This is a genomic window from Mesorhizobium sp. P2_F7 (assembly GCF_056403695.1).
In genome coordinates this window covers 322,975-337,872 of the sequence record NZ_JBFUFA010000004.1, presented here as the reverse complement: position 1 = coordinate 337,872, position 14,898 = coordinate 322,975, and the positions used below count along the sequence as shown (strand labels likewise).

Below are 14,898 nucleotides of genomic sequence, written 5' to 3'. Positions count from 1 at the left end.
GAGCTTACCGGTAATAGGTTTCGGAAGACGCTTAACGAACGGTCACCCGAGCAAGGATAATTAACCTAAAGATTTAGCCAATGGCCGGAGGGCGGCGTTTCAGGCGCGCGCGGGGCGCTTCTGCATCCAGATCACGACGCGAAAGACGATATAGAGCAGCGCCACCGCGAAGTGCGAAAACAGGATCAGCGGCCGGTGGCCGAACAGATCGGGAAAGCCGGCATACATGATGATCTCGGTGACGGCGCAGATGAACCAGATCACCGGGCCCCAGGACGCCAGCATCCACAGGCCGGCCGCGGCGAAGGGAAAAAACACGGCCAGCATGACCGCGGCGACCTGCCAGTGCACCGGCATCAGGTCGAAGCGCCAGAGCGGGCCGGGATAAAAGCCGATCAGCCGGATCCAGTAGAGGATGCCGAACAACAGGCAGTAGCCGGCGATGACGCGCTGAAACCAGGCGAAGATGATTTCGACGCCCGAGGGCTGCAGAACGATACGCCGCGACGTGACCTCGCTCACAGCTCGAGCTCCCGGTCGAGCGGCGCGAAATAAGCGTCGACCGCCGCCGCGTCGACCTCGGCCAGGATCGCCGGCCGCCATTGCGGCGTCGAGCCCTTGTCGACGATGACGGCGCGGATGCCTTCGTAGAAGTCGTGGCCGGTGAGCATGCGGTTGAGGATGCGGAACTCCATCTTCATGCAGGCCTCCATCGACAAGGTCAGCCCGGCGCTGATCTGGCGCCAGGCGACATTGAGGCTGGTCGGCGAGCGGCTGCGGATCGTGGCCAGCGTCTTGGCGGCGAATTCGTCGGCATCGGCCGCCCGTTCCAGGCTGGCGAGGATTTCGGCGAGCGAAGGTTGGGCAAAATGGTGGGCGATCGCTTCCAGCACCGGCTGGGCGGTCTCGCGCCTGGCCGGCACGAAAAAGCTGCGCAGCACCGATTCCGGGTCGCCATTAGCGCACAGCCGTTCGAAGAAGGCAGACTGGTCTTGAGCCTTGATGGTGTGGGTGGCCAGGCCCGACCACAGCGCATCGCCATGGCGGATGCGGTTGCCGGTCAGCGCCAGATACATGCCGAAGCTGCCGCCGAGGTCCGACAGAAGATGGCTGCCGCCGACATCGGGGAAAAAGCCGATGCCGACCTCCGGCATGGCGAACTGGGCGTTTTCGGTCAGCACACGCTGCGAGCCGTGGAACGAGATGCCGACGCCGCCGCCCATGACGATGCCGTCGATCAGCGCGACATAGGGCTTTTTGTAACTGTTGATGCGGGCGTTGAGCCGGTATTCGTCGGCGAAGAAGTCGACCGGCGGCTTTCCGGCCCGGGCCTCATAGACGTGCATGATGTCGCCGCCGGCTGAAAACGCCCTGCCCTCGGCCTTGACGACCACGACATCCACGCCGGCATCGTGCTCAAAAGCGTCGAGCGCCTTGTCCAGCGCCTTGATCATGCGGTGCGTCAGCGCATTGAGCGCCTGCGGCCGCGTCAACGTGACGACGCCTGCCTTGCCCAACCGTTCGAAGCGGATCTCGTCGCCGCCGCCAAAATCCATCGTCAGAGATTCCCTCCCCGCGCCTGCGGGACTGAAGTGCTAAAGGTGGCGCATGGGTGCGTCAACCGGCGGAGGTGGTTTCGATCTTCGCTGCGGAATGCGACCGTGCTTTATCGTCGGGCAAAATGCGGGCAAAACTGCCGGGGAAAGACCATCTCAGCCTGTCTTGTGATCCAAGGACAAACGCATGACGCTTGAAACCGCAGCGCCGGGCTGGGAAATGCCGAAAAAGTTCGACCCGGACGATGTGCTCAACCGCCCGCTGATGGCCAATCTGGCGACCGTGACCGCGGACGGCGCGCCGCGCAACGCGCCGATGTGGTTCATCTGGGAGGATGATGCGCTCTGGCTGCTCGGCTCAACCGAGGCCAGTGCTGTCAAGCACCTCGAACGCGACCCGCGCTGCGCGGTGGAGATCGTGCATTTCGACAATGAGGCCGGCATCCTGCTGCATCTCGGCCTGCGTGGCGCCGCCACCATCGAGCCGATGGACCCGGACCGCTTCAAACGACTGCCGCACAAATATCTCGGCCCGGAAGCGAACTGGAACCGCTGGTTCATCGACACCGTGGCCGACATCGACCATCCGAACGGCCGCCTGATCCGGCTCGCACCGGAGAGCATCTTCACCAACAATGTGTCATTCTTCAAAACCGGGCCGGAGCTGGCGTGGCCGCCGAAGTGATGACGGCTGGCACAATCGTGTCGCATTGGTCAGCGACAGAGGCCCGTGGTAAAAGCCGCCTCGACATAGCGGCCGGGCAAAGCCGCACGAGAAGCGAGTTTTGGCGATGAACAAATTCACCCCCGCGACGAACAAGTTCGCGCCGGCAAAACCAGCCGGCCAGCGCAGCGTCGATGAGATTACCGGCAGCCGGCGCCTGCGGCGCATGCGCAAGGCAGACTGGTCGCGCCGCCTGGTGCAGGAGAACCGGCTATCGGTCGACGATCTGATCTGGCCGATCTTCATCATCGACGGCAAGAACACGCGCGAGCCCATCGCCGCCATGCCCGGCGTCTTTCGCCTGTCGCTCGACCTCGCCGTCAAGGAGGCCGAGCGCGCTGCCAAGCTCGGCATTCCGGCGATCGCCACCTTCCCCAATGTCGAGCTTGCACTGCGCGACCAGACGGGATCACACATCCTCGACCCCGAAAACATCATCAACCGCGCCACCCGCGCCATCAAGGACGCGGTGCCGGAAATCGGCATCATCACCGATGCCGCGCTCGACCCGTTCACCAGTCATGGTCATGACGGCATCTTGCGCGACGGCATCATCGTCAATGACGAGACGGTGGAACAGGTTGCGGCGGCAGCCGTCATCCAGGCGGCGGCCGGCGCCGACATCATCGCGCCCTCGGACATGATGGACGGCCGCATCGGCGCCATCCGCGACGCGCTCGACGCCAATGGGTTCTCCGACGTGGCGATCATGTCCTACGCGACGAAGTTCGCCTCCGCCTTTTACGGCCCCTACCGCGAGGCGGTCGGCACCGCCGGCCTGCTCAAGGGCGACAAGAAGACCTACTATCTCGACCACGCCAATTCCGACGAAGCGGTGCGCGAGGCCGAGCAGGACATCGCCGAGGGCGCCGACATGCTGATGGTCAAGCCCGGCCTGCCCTATCTCGACATCATCCGCCGGCTGAAGGACGAGTTGCAGATGCCGACCTTCGCCTACCAGGTGTCCGGCGAGTATTCGATGATCAAGGCGGCCGCCGCCAATGGCTGGATCGACGGCGAGAAGGCGATGCTGGAGAGCCTGCTCGCCTTTAAACGCGCCGGCTGCGACGGCATCCTGACGTACTTCGCGCCTGAAGTGGCGCAGATGCTGAAGGGCTAGCCGACATTGCTGAGGGCGCTGGGCAAGCATTTCAGATCGTTGTTTGTCCCCGCGCCGCGCGGCGATACCGATACGCCCGGCTATCACCCCTACGTCACGCTGCATGACTGGACTGTGCAGAGTACCAAGCTGTCAGACGCAATCGGGCGGCTTTCGGACAAACATAAATCCGCACTCGACGCTATCTGGGCCGAGCTGGAGAGCGGCCTCGCCGCGTGGAGGACAAAGCACCTGATCCTGGCTGCGGATGTGGCGACGGAAGTCCGAGATAGAGTATCGGCGCCAGATCGTGCCAACACGGTCGTCGCCATTCTCGTCGATCAGTCCGGATCGATGCACGGCCAGAAAATGCTGTATGCGGCGGCTTCCGTTGACATTGTGCAGGAGTTTCTGCGGACACTCGACATAAAGGTCGAGGTTCTCGGGTTCACCACGCGCAATTGGCGCGGTGGCGAATCGCGGCGCATCTGGGATGCAGATGGCCGACCCGGCAATCCGGGAAGGCTGAACGACCTGCTGCATATTATCTACCGGCAGGCCGACGACAGCCGTCAGGCCACCATGGGTCATATGCTCAAGCCTATGTTGCGGCCGGACCTGCCCAAGGAGAACATCGACGGCGAAGCCATTGAATGGGCTGCTGGCCGTCTGCGGGAGCGACCCGAGGCTCGCAAGATTCTGGTTGTTGTCTCAGACGGAGCACCGGTCGACGATTCCACACTGCTGGCAAATGGCGCGAACTATCTCCAGGATCATATCTTGCAGGTTATTAGGGAGGTCGAAGCAGCCGGGGATATCGAACTCGTGGCCATCGGTCTGGGCTTCGCTGTCGAGCGCTACTACCGGGTGTCGGCGCATTGCAAAATTCCCAACGATCTCGCCGGTACTATGCTCGCTCTGGTGCGCGATCAATTGATCGCCAGGCATGCTCCCGACCGAAGCTGAAACGGCATCGATTTTGAAGGGCTAGCCGGAACCCGGACTTTCCGGGTTCCGGCTTTTCCTCACGCCTTCGGCAGATAAGGGATCGTTCCCGCCAGATCGGTATCGTCGATCAGCTGGAAGCGGCTGTCGCTGCCCTTCTGGCGCTCCGCCACAAACGGGGCGTATTGCGGATCGTTGGTGAAGGCTTCGGCTGCCTTTGTCGAGGGAAACGCCATGATGGCGATCAGGCTGGTGTCGAGCGGCTTGCCCTCGAGCGTCTTCACATTGCCGCTGCGGGCGAGATACTTGCCGCCATGCTTGTGCACGAGGTCGTGCACCGAAGCGGCATAGGCCGGCACCCATTTGTCGTCCTTCACCTTGATGTCTGCGATCACGTAAGCGGTCATTGTCTAACTCCTCATGGATCGGCGCCGGACTGCCCGGCGACGTGACCGCTGCCTCGCATGATGCCGCCGGACCGTTCCAGTCACCAAACTGTACCAGGGGGGCAGTACAGCTTCTGTACTGGCTGATCTCAGGTTTTCTGAATAAGGTTCGGCAACATCTTTTGGAGGTCACCACATGACACAAGCCGGATACAAGCAGTTCTGCCCGCTCTCCATGGCGGCGGAGCTGTTGTGCACACGCTGGACCATGGTGCTGCTGCGCGAACTGGTGGCGGGCTCAACCCGCTTCAACGACCTGCGCCGCGGCGTGCCGAAAATGTCGCCAACCCTTCTGTCGCAACGGCTTAGGGATCTCGAAGCCGGCGGCATCGTCGAGCGCACCGAGATCGCGACCGAGAAGGGCGTGTTCGAATACCGGCTGACCGAGGCGGGCCGGGATTTGCGTCCGGTGGTCGAGGCGATGGGCTTCTGGGGGCAGAAATGGGTCGAGGCAAGGCTTTCCCTCAGGAATCTCGATCCGTCGCTGCTGATGTGGGACATGCGGCGCAATCTGAACCCCTCTCCGCTGCCGGACGGGCGCACCGTGATACAATTCCTGTACCATGACCTGCCGGCGTCAAAACGCTCGTGGTGGCTGATCGTCGAAAAGCAGGGTGATGTCGATCTGTGCTGGTACGATCCGGGCTTCGACGTCGATCTCTACGTCTCGACGGACCTCTGCACCATGACGTCGATCTGGATGGGGCTGACGACGGTGCACAAGGAACGCGACAAGATCAGCCTGACCGGCGATCTCGATGTCGCCGGCAAGATGCAGAGCTGGCTCGGCCTCAGCCCGTTTGCAGTTATGCCCAAGCGCGCGGCGGCCTGAGGCCAGCCGTCATAGGCGCTGCAAATTGCCGACCTATCCCGCCAGCGCTCTATACTCGTAGGTGCCGGGGCGACGCCGCGTCGGGGCCTTGGCCGTCAGGTCCACCACGCGAATCCATTTACAGGCGTCGCCGCGCAAGGTGACCTTCCGGCCGATCACCTTTTCGGCTGCCCCAAACGGCGTACTGGCGTGCGTTTCCTTGCTTTCCTGGACGACGTCGCCGTCCATCCTCTCGACGCGAAATACCTTCATCTCTTCCGCCTCCCCGACTCCGGGCCTTCCGAAGGGTAACGCAGCGGCTTTTTCCGTCAAGTATTAGCAAGCGCTAAATCTTCGTGACTTTAAAAAAACCACTTGCAATCCGCAATCGGTTTGCTACAAAACAACTACTTGCAAATCACAACCGGTCATCTCGGAGGCTTTCATGTCCAAGCTGCGTGTCAATGCATTCACCCTGTCGCTCGACGGTTTCGGCGCCGGTCCTGACCAGACCCTGCAAAACCCGCTCGGCGTCGGCGGCGAAGACCTGCACAAATGGATGACAAGCACCCGCAGCTTCCACAAGATGGTCGGCAAGGATGGCGGCACCACCGATGTGGACGACCGGTTCACCGTCCGCAGCTTCGACAATGTCGGTGCCTGGATTCTCGGCCGCAACATGTTCGGACCGATCCGCGGCGAATGGCCGGATGAAAACTGGAAAGGCTGGTGGGGAGCCAATCCGCCCTATCACGTGCCGGTCTTCGTGCTGACGCACTACAAGCGCGATCCGATCGAAATGGAAGGCGGCACCATTTTCCATTTCGTCCCCGGCGGCATCCATGATGCGCTCGACCGGGCGAAAACCGCTGCCGGCGGCAAGGATGTCCGCGTCGGCGGCGGCGTCTCCACCATCCGGCAATATCTCCAGGAGAAGCTCATCGACGAGTTGCATCTGGCGGTGTCGCCGGTGCTGCTGGGCAAGGGTGAGAACCTGTTTGCCGGTCTGGATATGCTCAAGCTCGGCTATCAGTGCACCGAGCAGGTGGCGACAGCGCTTGCCACGCATGTGACGATCAAGCGGGTAAGCTAAGCTCCCCCTTCTCCCCCAGGGGGAGAAGGTGGCCTCGCGAAGCGAGGTCGGATGAGGGGTGTTCCAGCTTGGCAATATGTTTGAAATCGCCACCGCCTCATTTCTTCCAGCACCCCTCATCCGTCTCGGCGCTGCGCGCCGATCCACCTTCTCCCACAAGGGGAGAAGGGAAGGATCATTTCAATACTTCTCCGGCACGTAAAGCTCTCGCGGCAGGACCTGGCGTTCATATTCCGGATTGAACACCCGCTCGGGCAGCGTGATCTCTTCGTGCGGCACTTCCTCGTAAGGCATCTGCTTAAGCAGGTGGTCAATGCAGTTCAGCCGCGCCCGCTTCTTGTCGTTGCCTTCGACGATGTACCACGGCGCCTCGGGAATGTTGGTGCGGGCAAACGTCTCTTCCTTGGCCTTGGTGTACTGCTCCCAGCGCACGCGCGACTGCAGATCCATCGGCGACAGTTTCCACTGCTTCATCGGATCGTGAATGCGCATCAGGAAGCGCATCTGCTGTTCCTCGTCGGTTATCGAGAACCAGTATTTGACCAGGGTGACGCCGGAGCGGACCAGCATGCGCTCGAACTCCGGCACGTCGTGGAAGAATTGCTCGACCTGATCCTGGTCGGCAAAGCCCATCACGCGCTCGACGCCGGAGCGGTTGTACCAGGAGCGGTCGAACAGCACGATCTCGCCACCGGCCGGCAAATGCGGCACGTAACGCTGGAAATACCATTGCGACTTTTCGCGTTCGGTCGGCGCCGGCAGCGCCACGACACGCGCGATGCGCGGGTTGAGGCGCTGGGTGATGCGCTTGATGACGCCGCCCTTGCCGGCGGAGTCACGGCCCTCGAAAATCACCACCAGCTTTTTCTTGTGGTAGGCAACCCAGGACTGCAGCTTGATCAGTTCCGACTGCAAACTGATCAGATCGCGAAAATACTGCATCCGGTCGATCGATGGCGGATGCGCGTTCTTGTAGATCTTGGCGATCTCCAGCGACAGCGCCGGCTCCGACATTTCAAGCTCATAGTCTTCGTCGAGCGTGTCGGCGAGTTCGGCCTCAAGCCAATCCCTGGCCGGAGAATTCTGCTTTAACTCGGTCATTTCTGCTGCTCCGCTTGCCGGCTGTCATGAAACCCTGAGCCGACTTGATATAGGCCGGCAATGACGGTTTTATTGCAAGCCGCCGGCCCGCCGATCATCACCGCAAATCGGCGAGGCATGGTCGATCGATTGCCGTGGCATGGCGACAAACCGCTTAAATTGTCCTACAAATGGCTGACCCTTTCGGGCTGCCCCGCCCTTGTCGACCAAAACCGCCCGACCCCACCAAAATTGCGAGGATTTGACATGGAATACCGCACGCTTGGCCGTTCCGGCTTGAAAGTTTCGACTCTGACGCTGGGCACCATGACCTTCGGCGGCAGCGGACCGTTCGCCGCCGTCGGAAATTCCGACCTCGCTGAGGCATCACGCATCATCGATACCTGCATCGATGCCGGCATCAATCTCATCGACACCGCCAATGTCTATTCGAACGGCCTGTCGGAAGAGATCATCGGCGAGGCGCTTGGCGGCAAGCGCAAGAACGATGTGCTGATCGCCTCCAAGGCACGCATGCGGATCGGCAAGGGCCCGAACGACGAAGGCCTGTCGCGCCATCATCTGATCCGTGAATGCGAGAAGAGCCTGAAGCGCCTCAGGACCGATGTCATCGACATCTATTTCTTGCACGAATGGGATGGCACGACGCCGCTCGAGGAGACCATGGCGGCGCTCGACACGCTGGTTGCGCAGGGCAAGGTCCGCTATGTCGGCTGCTCCAACTATTCCGGCTGGCAGGTGATGAAGGCGCTCGGCATCAGCGGCAGCCAGCACCAGCCGCGCTTCATCACCCAGCAGATCCACTACACGCTGGAAGCGCGCGAAGCTGAATACGAACTCTTGCCGATCTCGGTAGACCAGGGCCTCGGCGTGCTGGTGTGGAGCCCGCTTGCCGGCGGCCTCTTGTCGGGCAAATACCGGCGCGACAGCCCGACCGCGCGCCAGCTTGCCGGCTGGTCGGAACCGCCGATCCGCGACGAGGACCGGCTGTGGCGGATCGTCGATGTGCTGGTCGATATCGGTGCGGCCCGCGGCGTCTCGGCGGCGCAGGTGGCGCTTGCCTGGCTGCTCGGTCGGCCGGCGGTCAGCTCGCTGGTGATCGGCGCGCGCAACGAGACCCAGTTGAAGGACAATCTTGCCGCCGCAGCGCTCGCCCTCACCGCCGAGGAACGCGACCACCTCGATGCCGTCAGCCGCCCGCCTGTGCTCTACCCCTACTGGCACCAGCAGTTCACGGCGAAGGACCGGTTCGGTCCGGCCGATCTGGTTCTCGACCGCAGCGATATCTGAGGCAAACAGCTAGCCCGAGATAAACCGCCAGACCTCCGGATCGGGTTCGATCTGGCCGCTGAGCACGAAATATTTGTAGAGCACGAGCAGGCTGATCGCCTGCTCGGCCCGCTCGTCGGCGAATTTGCGGCAATAGGCGTTGGCCGCCGCGACGATGCGCTGGGCCTCGGCGGGATGCCGCTCGAGATGGTGCACCCGGTCGGCCAGATCGCTGAAATCGGGCGCCAGCGGCACATAATGGACGTCGGGCTCGAGCTGCCCCTCCGCGAACCATGTCTCATAGGTTGGCGGCGGCATCAGGCAGAGCGAATTCGAGCTCATGATCCATTTCAGATTGGTCGCGACATCGTTGCCTTCGAGCGAGATGATGTAGCGATAGCGTCGCTGCTGATCGATGGTGAGATAGGGCTTTCGGTATTCCGCCGGTGCCGTTGCCCTTGGCGTGCCGACATCGCAGATCGGCAGATCGCGGGCGGCCTCCAACAGCAACGTGCGGATCGGATTGTTGAGTTCGCCGCGCCAGACGACGAGCGGATGCTTGTCGGCGAAGGCGACATCGTCGGCCGGCATGTGGAAATGACGGAACTTGTTCAGCTTGAACAGGACGCCGTTGCCATTGTCGCCGACGATCGGCCGGTCCTTGACGATCGACGGCATCTTCGGCACTTCGATGACGTCGCCGAATTCCAGGTCGATGCGCAGACCCGGATCGAAATAGCGGGTGAACTCCTTCAGGTCGTAATAGTACATGCTGCGGTCCGATGGCAGCCGATTGATCGGCACGGCCTCGGGGCTGGGTGCAAAGGGCTCCCGCAGCGTGTTGTAGTAGTTGAGCCGCTCGCGGACCGATGCATCGGAAAGCCTGGCCTGATCGAGCAGACGGCCGAGCCGGCGCCGGAACAGGACCGGCGGCGCGATGTCGCGCATGGCGTTGCGCGCATAATAGATCAGCTTCTGTGCGTTTCTTTGAAGCGTGGCCATCGGTCGTTTTGATTCGAAATCGGTCGGCGGCGGCTCCAGCAACTGTCCCGCAGCCTTTTCTAAACCATTGTGTTAGCCATCACGCAAGTCCAGAACCGCTGGCATCTGCCCTCCCGGCGCTGTTGTGTTTGCCGGCCAATGCTTCTAGGCAGGATCAGGCACAGCGAAAGGAAACGATATGGCGCGACCACCGAACTACGGCCAGGAACGCAAGGACCGCGACCGGCAGAAGGCTGCCAAGAAGGCGGAGAAGCTGGCCGCCAAGGTCGCAGCCAAGGAGCGTTCCAAGCCTGAGAACGAGGCCGATTCCGAAACCGATACAGAGACTGAAGAATAGCCAGGAAGAATGGCAGACAACCGGCCCGCTACGGGCCGGTGTGGCTGCGATCAGGCCGCCTTGTCGCTGACGAAGACGTTGACTTCGCGCGCCGCGGCAATGAAGGCGCGCCTTGCGATCATCGCCGGCTTGTCGCCGGCCAGCGCATCATGGCAGGCCTGCAGCGCTTCGCGGTGCTTGGGGCTGCGCTTGCCCGGCCAGCTGTTGAGCAGGTAGTCGGAGGCCTCGCGGGCCGTGCGCAGGAGCTGGTTTTCTCCCCCCGCAGCTGCCCTGACGGTCACGGGTGTTTCAAATCGGTTGTTTTCCATGGCCGCTCCTTACGCCATCGGCGCCCATGAAGCGAGGCCGAAAGCAGATGGCGCCGGGCGTTCTGTCACTTTCGTGACCAATATCAAGCGGCGACGACGGCAAATCCCCTGGCGCGCAGACCGCGCCGGTCATTGTGCAGCGACGTCACCAGGCGGTCGCGGCTGCCGACAATATGGGCGGAAAGCCGCGCTGCCGCCGCGTCGGCATCACCCGCCCGCACCGCCGCCAGGATGGCGTGATGTTCGCTCCAGGCGCGGCCGAGCGCTGCCTCGTCACGCACCTCCAGCCAGCGCGCCCGCGACAGCCGCGTCATGGCATCGCGCACCGCCTTGAACAGGAACTCATTGCCGGAGAGCCGTGCCAGTTCGATGTGGAAATCCATGCCAACGCGGTGCCATTCCTCGCGCGGCGTGGCGGTGTCGCACGAGTCCAGCATCGCCTCTATGACATCGACCGCGCTCCTGTCGGCCAGCGCCGAAGTCAGCCTGACGGCCGCAACCTCGACCGCCTCGCGATAGACGGCGATCTGTTCCAGTTCGGCAAGGTTGATCGGCGATACCGTCCAGCCGCGTCCGTCGCGGCAGATCAACCCTTCCGTCTCAAGTCGCAGCAGCGCTGCCCTGACCGGCGTGCGCGAGGCCCCGAAGCGGCTCTCGATCCAGCGTTCCGTCAGTCGCTCGCCGGGACCGACCTCAAGGCCGAGGATCATTTCGCGAAGCGCTTTTTCGACGGTCTGCATCTGTGACATCTTTGCTTCCCTTGCTGCGATCGGCCTCGCATTGAGGTCTGGCCGATCACGTTTGAGAGCGCCGGATTGACAGCAACCGGGCTTTGCGTCCATGAGGATACCAGCTTGGTATCCCAAAACGGTATCCGCAGCAAGCGGACAGGACATGACATGCCGCAAGACAGCGAAAAGCAGGCGATCGAGGCGCCCTCCACCTACAATGTGCACTGGCGGCGCAACCTGTTCGTGTGTTTTGCCGGATCGTTCAGCACACTGGTGGCGATGACGCTGCTCCTGCCGTTCCTGCCGCTCTATGTCGAGCAGTTGGGCGCGGTCGGCCATGCAGCGATCGTGCAATGGTCGGGCATTGCTTTCGGCGCCACCTTCTTTGCCGCTGCCCTCGTCGCGCCGCTGTGGGGCCGACTGGGCGACCGCTACGGCCGCAAGGTGATGCTGGTGCGCGCCAGTTTCGGCATGGCGATCTGCATGTCGCTGACCGGCATGGTGCAGACGGTCTGGCAATTGGTGCTTTTGCGCCTGCTGATCGGCTTTGCCGGCGGCTATTCCTCGGGCTCGACCATACTGGTCGCCATGCAGACGCCGAAAGAGCGGTCCGGCTGGGCGCTCGGCGTGTTGTCGGCCGGTATCACCGCAGGCTCGCTGGTCGGTCCGCTGCTCGGCGGCGCGCTGCCGCCGCTGATCGGCATTCGCGCAACCTTCCTCATTGCCGGTGGCTTCATTTTCCTGGCGGCACTGGCGACGACATTCCTGATCAAGGAGATGCCTCGTCCGCCAACGCAGGCAAAACCGAAGGAGAAGCCGAAGGGCGGCTGGGCGCAGATCCCCGACAAGCGGCCTGTCGCCGCCATGCTGGCCACCGGCATGCTGTTCACCTTCGCCAATATGTCGATCGAGCCGATCATCACCGTCTACGTCCAGCAACTGGTCGTGGACGCCAGCCGGGTGACGCTGATCTCGGGCGTCGTCATGTCAGCGGCAGCACTCGGCGCCATCCTGTCGGCGTCACGGCTGGGCAAGCTCGCCGACCGCATCGGCCACTGGAACGTCATCGTCGCATCGCTTGCCGTCTCGGCGCTGCTGCTGATACCGCAAGCCTTCGTCACCGAGAGCTGGCAGCTTGTCGGCCTGCGGTTCCTGATGGGGCTGGTGCTGGGCGGGCTGTTGCCCTGCATCACCAGCGTCATTCGCCACAATGTTCCCGATGGCGTCGGCGGCAATGTGCTGGGTCTGGCGATCTCGGCGCAATATGTCGGCCAGGTCGCGGGCCCGTTGCTCGGCGGCTTCGTTGGCGGCCATTTCGGCATGCGGACGGTGTTTCTCGGCACATCCGTGCTGATGGCTGGCGGCGCTGTCTACAACTGGCTGGTCCAGTCACGCCGCACGCGCGACATGCTGGCGGTATCCGGAAAATCCTGACAGGTTGCGCCGCCTATCGCCAATCGCAGGAGCCTAAGACATGAGCATCGCCGACCATCCGGCAGAAGGCAGCGCCCGCATTCTGGTCCTCGCCGGCGGCCTGTGTGGCGCAGCCGGCGTGGCACTGTCTGCGGCGGCCGCGCATCTGGGCGGCGCTTTCGTCGGCACCGCCGCATCCTTCCTGCTCATGCATGCGCCGGTGTTTCTGGCCGTCGGCCTCGCCGGCGCAAACCGGATCCTGCGGATCGGCAGCCTGGTGCTGCTGGTCGGGCTTGTTCTGTTCTGCGGCGATCTGCTGGCGCGCGATTTTGTCGGGTCGCGGCTGTTCCCGATGTCGGCGCCGATCGGCGGCAGCTTGCTGATTGCAGGCTGGCTGGCGATCGCGGCCTCGGCGCTGGTGCGTGAGCGTTGAACAGGCAGGCGGGGCAAGAACCCTGCCCCGCCTGGTGTCTTCATACGAGGCTCAGTCCTGCTGGCGTTCCGGCAGCAGTTCCCGCTTGCGCTTTGCAGGCTTCAGCCGCTGCCGTTCCGGGCGTTCCGCAGCCGGCGAGATGCCCCAGTAGTTGCGATAAATGTCTTCGAACAGATGCTTCACGGGATGCATGTTCGGTCTCCTCTTAAAGAAATTTGAATCGATCCAATCAGCCGGCATGAAAATGCCTTGCCGATCAGCCGCGCTTGCGCTCCACAAGGAAGTGCAGATCGCGCTGCCGCGGGCCAGTCCGGCCACGGCGCTTGCGGGTGGCGGCATTCGAGGCGATGCCCAGTCATTTCCGTAGATATCTTCGAACAGATAATTCACGGGATGCATGGCACCCTCCTCTTGAACCGATCCAATGGACAGGTGGTCAAATATCCTTGGATCGATTCAAATATAGGCCTTCACCGGCCTTTGATCAAGGGAAAATTTGAACCGATCCAACGAAAGTGTTAGATGAAACCATTCAGGAGACGAAGATGGCGTCATTGACCACTGGGAAAACAAGGCCGGTAAGGCTGGCCGACATTGCCAAGGCAGCCGGCGTCTCGCACGGCACCGCGTCCAACGTCTTCGCCCGGCCCGAGATCGTGCGCGAAGAGGTGCGCGAGCGGGTCAAGGCGGCGGCCGAAGCCATGGGCTATGCCGGGCCGGATCCCAAGGGCCGACTGCTGCGCGCCGGCAAGGTCAACGCCATCGGCGTGGCGACCGACGAGCCCCTCTCCTATTTCTTCGACGATCCCTTCGCCCGCGTCATGATGGCCAGCATCTCGCAAGCCTGCGACGCGACTGGCGCCGGGATTTCGCTGGTCTCCGCCGCCAACAACGAACAGCTCGCCTGGAACATCCAGAGCGCGCTGGTCGACGGTTTCATCGTGTTCTGCATCGAGGGCAGTTCGCGGCTGGTCGAACTGGCGCGCGAACGCAAGCTGCCTTTCGTGGCGCTCGACCTCGATTCGGAGAATGAGTCGGTCGCGGCGATCGGCATCGACAACGTTGCCGGCGCCAGCCTTGCCGCGCGCCATCTGGCCGAGCTTGGCCATCGTCGCTTTGCCGTTCTGGCCCTGGAATCTGCCGACGCCGGCTTTGGTCCGGTCACGCAAGAGCAGGTCGAGACGTCGTCCCTCTATTCCGGCACGCGCGACCGTCTGCGTGGCTACTTGGGCGAACTCTCCCGCTTCGGCATCGACGTCTCGCAAGTGCCTATCTACGAGACCCTGAACGACGAAGAGAGCGTGCGCGCCGGCCTCGAGCATATTTTCGCGCTGCCACAGCGGCCGACGGCGATCCTGGCGATGTCGGACAGGATGGCGCTGCACGCGCTCGACTGGCTGCGCGAACACGACATAGCCGTGCCGGGCGACGTTTCCATCGTCGGCTTCGACGGCGTACCGGAAGGCGCTGTTTCCAAGCCACCGCTGACCACAATCGCGCAACCGATCGTCGAGATGGGCCGCCTTGCCGTCAAGGCGATCCTGGACAATGACGGCTCGCACCAACGGTTGTTGCTGCCGGTCGATCTTGTGGTGCGGGCGTCGTCCGGTCCGTCCCTCAGCTAGAGCAG

Annotated in this window: 19 protein-coding genes; 10 read left to right on the top strand and 9 right to left on the bottom strand. The window is 62.8% G+C overall.

The genetic code is table 11. From position 1 onward, the window contains the following. Positions 1 to 99: 99 nt before the first annotated feature. Positions 100 to 522, bottom strand: a complete 423-nt coding sequence (locus AC1DZ8_RS15680; protein ID WP_192253233.1) for a DUF6163 family protein — start codon at positions 520 to 522, stop codon at positions 100 to 102. Beyond that, positions 519 to 1,556, bottom strand: coding sequence for an enoyl-CoA hydratase/isomerase family protein (locus AC1DZ8_RS15675; protein ID WP_477307526.1), 1,038 nt, complete (start codon positions 1,554 to 1,556; stop codon positions 519 to 521). The genes AC1DZ8_RS15680 and AC1DZ8_RS15675 overlap by 4 nt, the downstream gene beginning before the upstream one ends. 187 nt (positions 1,557 to 1,743) lie before the next feature. Here AC1DZ8_RS15675 and AC1DZ8_RS15670 point away from each other — a divergent pair, with 187 nt between their 5' ends. The 3 genes from AC1DZ8_RS15670 (at position 1,744) to AC1DZ8_RS15660 (ending at position 4,345) form a co-directional block, all read left to right on the top strand. Beyond that, positions 1,744 to 2,241: a pyridoxamine 5'-phosphate oxidase family protein gene (locus AC1DZ8_RS15670; protein ID WP_477307528.1), complete on the top strand. Its 498-nt coding sequence runs from the start codon at positions 1,744 to 1,746 to the stop codon at positions 2,239 to 2,241. A gap of 106 nt (positions 2,242 to 2,347) precedes the next feature. Next, positions 2,348 to 3,400 (top strand): porphobilinogen synthase, encoded by a 1,053-nt coding sequence (hemB, locus tag AC1DZ8_RS15665; protein ID WP_477307530.1) that lies wholly within the window; start codon positions 2,348 to 2,350, stop codon positions 3,398 to 3,400. Between the two features lie 6 nt (positions 3,401 to 3,406). Further along, positions 3,407 to 4,345 (top strand): cobaltochelatase CobT-related protein, encoded by a 939-nt coding sequence (locus AC1DZ8_RS15660; protein ID WP_477307532.1) that lies wholly within the window; start codon positions 3,407 to 3,409, stop codon positions 4,343 to 4,345. A gap of 59 nt (positions 4,346 to 4,404) precedes the next feature. On the opposite strand, the gene AC1DZ8_RS15655 is transcribed toward AC1DZ8_RS15660, so the two are convergent. After that, the gene (locus AC1DZ8_RS15655) at positions 4,405 to 4,731 is read right to left on the bottom strand and encodes a DUF1330 domain-containing protein (protein ID WP_477307534.1); all 327 of its coding nucleotides are present in this window, start codon (positions 4,729 to 4,731) and stop codon (positions 4,405 to 4,407) included. Positions 4,732 to 4,906: 175 nt separating this feature from the next. Between AC1DZ8_RS15655 and AC1DZ8_RS15650 the strand changes: the two genes are divergently transcribed. Further along, entirely contained in the window at positions 4,907 to 5,602 is a 696-nt protein-coding gene (locus AC1DZ8_RS15650; protein ID WP_477307536.1) for a winged helix-turn-helix transcriptional regulator, read from the top strand. 33 nt (positions 5,603 to 5,635) lie between these two features. Here AC1DZ8_RS15650 and AC1DZ8_RS15645 read toward each other — a convergent pair whose 3' ends face one another. Further along, the gene (locus tag AC1DZ8_RS15645) at positions 5,636 to 5,854 is read right to left on the bottom strand and encodes a hypothetical protein (protein ID WP_477307538.1); all 219 of its coding nucleotides are present in this window, start codon (positions 5,852 to 5,854) and stop codon (positions 5,636 to 5,638) included. A 172-nt stretch (positions 5,855 to 6,026) separates the two neighbouring features. On the opposite strand from AC1DZ8_RS15645, the gene AC1DZ8_RS15640 reads away from it, so the two are divergent. Next, on the top strand, positions 6,027 to 6,674 hold the full coding sequence (locus AC1DZ8_RS15640) for a dihydrofolate reductase family protein (RefSeq protein WP_477307540.1): 648 nt from the start codon (positions 6,027 to 6,029) through the stop codon (positions 6,672 to 6,674). Positions 6,675 to 6,854: 180 nt separating this feature from the next. Here AC1DZ8_RS15640 and ppk2 read toward each other — a convergent pair whose 3' ends face one another. Beyond that, positions 6,855 to 7,775, bottom strand: a complete 921-nt coding sequence (gene ppk2, locus AC1DZ8_RS15635) for a polyphosphate kinase 2 (protein ID WP_352589377.1) — start codon at positions 7,773 to 7,775, stop codon at positions 6,855 to 6,857. 246 nt (positions 7,776 to 8,021) lie between these two features. Between ppk2 and AC1DZ8_RS15630 the strand changes: the two genes are divergently transcribed. Continuing rightward, the gene (locus tag AC1DZ8_RS15630; RefSeq protein WP_477307542.1) at positions 8,022 to 9,065 is read left to right on the top strand and encodes an aldo/keto reductase; all 1,044 of its coding nucleotides are present in this window, start codon (positions 8,022 to 8,024) and stop codon (positions 9,063 to 9,065) included. 9 nt (positions 9,066 to 9,074) lie between these two features. Here the strand turns inward: AC1DZ8_RS15630 and AC1DZ8_RS15625 are convergent, their stop codons facing one another. Continuing rightward, a complete protein-coding gene (locus tag AC1DZ8_RS15625) occupies positions 9,075 to 10,046 on the bottom strand; it encodes a glycosyl transferase family 90 (RefSeq protein ID WP_477307544.1) in 972 nt (323 codons plus the stop codon). Positions 10,047 to 10,224: 178 nt separating this feature from the next. On the opposite strand from AC1DZ8_RS15625, the gene AC1DZ8_RS15620 reads away from it, so the two are divergent. After that, a complete protein-coding gene (locus AC1DZ8_RS15620; protein WP_477307546.1) occupies positions 10,225 to 10,383 on the top strand; it encodes a hypothetical protein in 159 nt (52 codons plus the stop codon). 50 nt (positions 10,384 to 10,433) lie between these two features. Here AC1DZ8_RS15620 and AC1DZ8_RS15615 read toward each other — a convergent pair whose 3' ends face one another. Beyond that, positions 10,434 to 10,691 (bottom strand): DUF982 domain-containing protein, encoded by a 258-nt coding sequence (locus AC1DZ8_RS15615; RefSeq protein ID WP_477307548.1) that lies wholly within the window; start codon positions 10,689 to 10,691, stop codon positions 10,434 to 10,436. Between the two features lie 83 nt (positions 10,692 to 10,774). Continuing rightward, positions 10,775 to 11,440: a GntR family transcriptional regulator gene (locus AC1DZ8_RS15610; RefSeq protein ID WP_477307550.1), complete on the bottom strand. Its 666-nt coding sequence runs from the start codon at positions 11,438 to 11,440 to the stop codon at positions 10,775 to 10,777. A 150-nt stretch (positions 11,441 to 11,590) separates the two neighbouring features. On the opposite strand from AC1DZ8_RS15610, the gene AC1DZ8_RS15605 reads away from it, so the two are divergent. Beyond that, positions 11,591 to 12,856 (top strand): multidrug efflux MFS transporter, encoded by a 1,266-nt coding sequence (locus AC1DZ8_RS15605; protein WP_477307552.1) that lies wholly within the window; start codon positions 11,591 to 11,593, stop codon positions 12,854 to 12,856. A 40-nt stretch (positions 12,857 to 12,896) separates the two neighbouring features. After that, the gene (locus AC1DZ8_RS15600) at positions 12,897 to 13,268 is read left to right on the top strand and encodes a DUF423 domain-containing protein (protein ID WP_477307553.1); all 372 of its coding nucleotides are present in this window, start codon (positions 12,897 to 12,899) and stop codon (positions 13,266 to 13,268) included. A gap of 51 nt (positions 13,269 to 13,319) precedes the next feature. Here the strand turns inward: AC1DZ8_RS15600 and AC1DZ8_RS15595 are convergent, their stop codons facing one another. Beyond that, positions 13,320 to 13,667 carry a hypothetical protein gene (locus AC1DZ8_RS15595; protein WP_477307555.1) on the bottom strand — a complete coding sequence of 116 codons (348 nt, stop codon included), beginning with the start codon at positions 13,665 to 13,667 and terminating at the stop codon, positions 13,320 to 13,322. Between the two features lie 146 nt (positions 13,668 to 13,813). Between AC1DZ8_RS15595 and AC1DZ8_RS15590 the strand changes: the two genes are divergently transcribed. Further along, the gene (locus AC1DZ8_RS15590) at positions 13,814 to 14,893 is read left to right on the top strand and encodes a LacI family DNA-binding transcriptional regulator (protein ID WP_477307557.1); all 1,080 of its coding nucleotides are present in this window, start codon (positions 13,814 to 13,816) and stop codon (positions 14,891 to 14,893) included. Positions 14,894 to 14,898: the final 5 nt, after the last annotated feature.

Bases quoted from the DNA above. Each gene is read 5' to 3' on its own strand.
- AC1DZ8_RS15675 (WP_477307526.1), bottom strand. From the start codon at position 1,556: ATGGATTTTGGCGGCGGCGACGAGATCCGCTTCGAACGGTTGGGCAAG.
- AC1DZ8_RS15670 (WP_477307528.1), top strand. From the start codon at position 1,744: ATGACGCTTGAAACCGCAGCGCCGGGCTGGGAAATGCCGAAAAAGTTC.
- hemB (WP_477307530.1), top strand. From the start codon at position 2,348: ATGAACAAATTCACCCCCGCGACGAACAAGTTCGCGCCGGCAAAACCA.
- AC1DZ8_RS15655 (WP_477307534.1), bottom strand. From the start codon at position 4,731: ATGACCGCTTACGTGATCGCAGACATCAAGGTGAAGGACGACAAATGG.
- AC1DZ8_RS15650 (WP_477307536.1), top strand. From the start codon at position 4,907: ATGACACAAGCCGGATACAAGCAGTTCTGCCCGCTCTCCATGGCGGCG.
- AC1DZ8_RS15645 (WP_477307538.1), bottom strand. From the start codon at position 5,854: ATGAAGGTATTTCGCGTCGAGAGGATGGACGGCGACGTCGTCCAGGAA.
- AC1DZ8_RS15640 (WP_477307540.1), top strand. From the start codon at position 6,027: ATGTCCAAGCTGCGTGTCAATGCATTCACCCTGTCGCTCGACGGTTTC.
- ppk2 (WP_352589377.1), bottom strand. From the start codon at position 7,775: ATGACCGAGTTAAAGCAGAATTCTCCGGCCAGGGATTGGCTTGAGGCC.
- AC1DZ8_RS15630 (WP_477307542.1), top strand. From the start codon at position 8,022: ATGGAATACCGCACGCTTGGCCGTTCCGGCTTGAAAGTTTCGACTCTG.
- AC1DZ8_RS15625 (WP_477307544.1), bottom strand. From the start codon at position 10,046: ATGGCCACGCTTCAAAGAAACGCACAGAAGCTGATCTATTATGCGCGC.
- AC1DZ8_RS15620 (WP_477307546.1), top strand. From the start codon at position 10,225: ATGGCGCGACCACCGAACTACGGCCAGGAACGCAAGGACCGCGACCGG.
- AC1DZ8_RS15615 (WP_477307548.1), bottom strand. From the start codon at position 10,691: ATGGAAAACAACCGATTTGAAACACCCGTGACCGTCAGGGCAGCTGCG.
- AC1DZ8_RS15610 (WP_477307550.1), bottom strand. From the start codon at position 11,440: ATGTCACAGATGCAGACCGTCGAAAAAGCGCTTCGCGAAATGATCCTC.
- AC1DZ8_RS15605 (WP_477307552.1), top strand. From the start codon at position 11,591: ATGCCGCAAGACAGCGAAAAGCAGGCGATCGAGGCGCCCTCCACCTAC.
- AC1DZ8_RS15600 (WP_477307553.1), top strand. From the start codon at position 12,897: ATGAGCATCGCCGACCATCCGGCAGAAGGCAGCGCCCGCATTCTGGTC.
- AC1DZ8_RS15595 (WP_477307555.1), bottom strand. From the start codon at position 13,667: ATGCATCCCGTGAATTATCTGTTCGAAGATATCTACGGAAATGACTGG.
- AC1DZ8_RS15590 (WP_477307557.1), top strand. From the start codon at position 13,814: ATGGCGTCATTGACCACTGGGAAAACAAGGCCGGTAAGGCTGGCCGAC.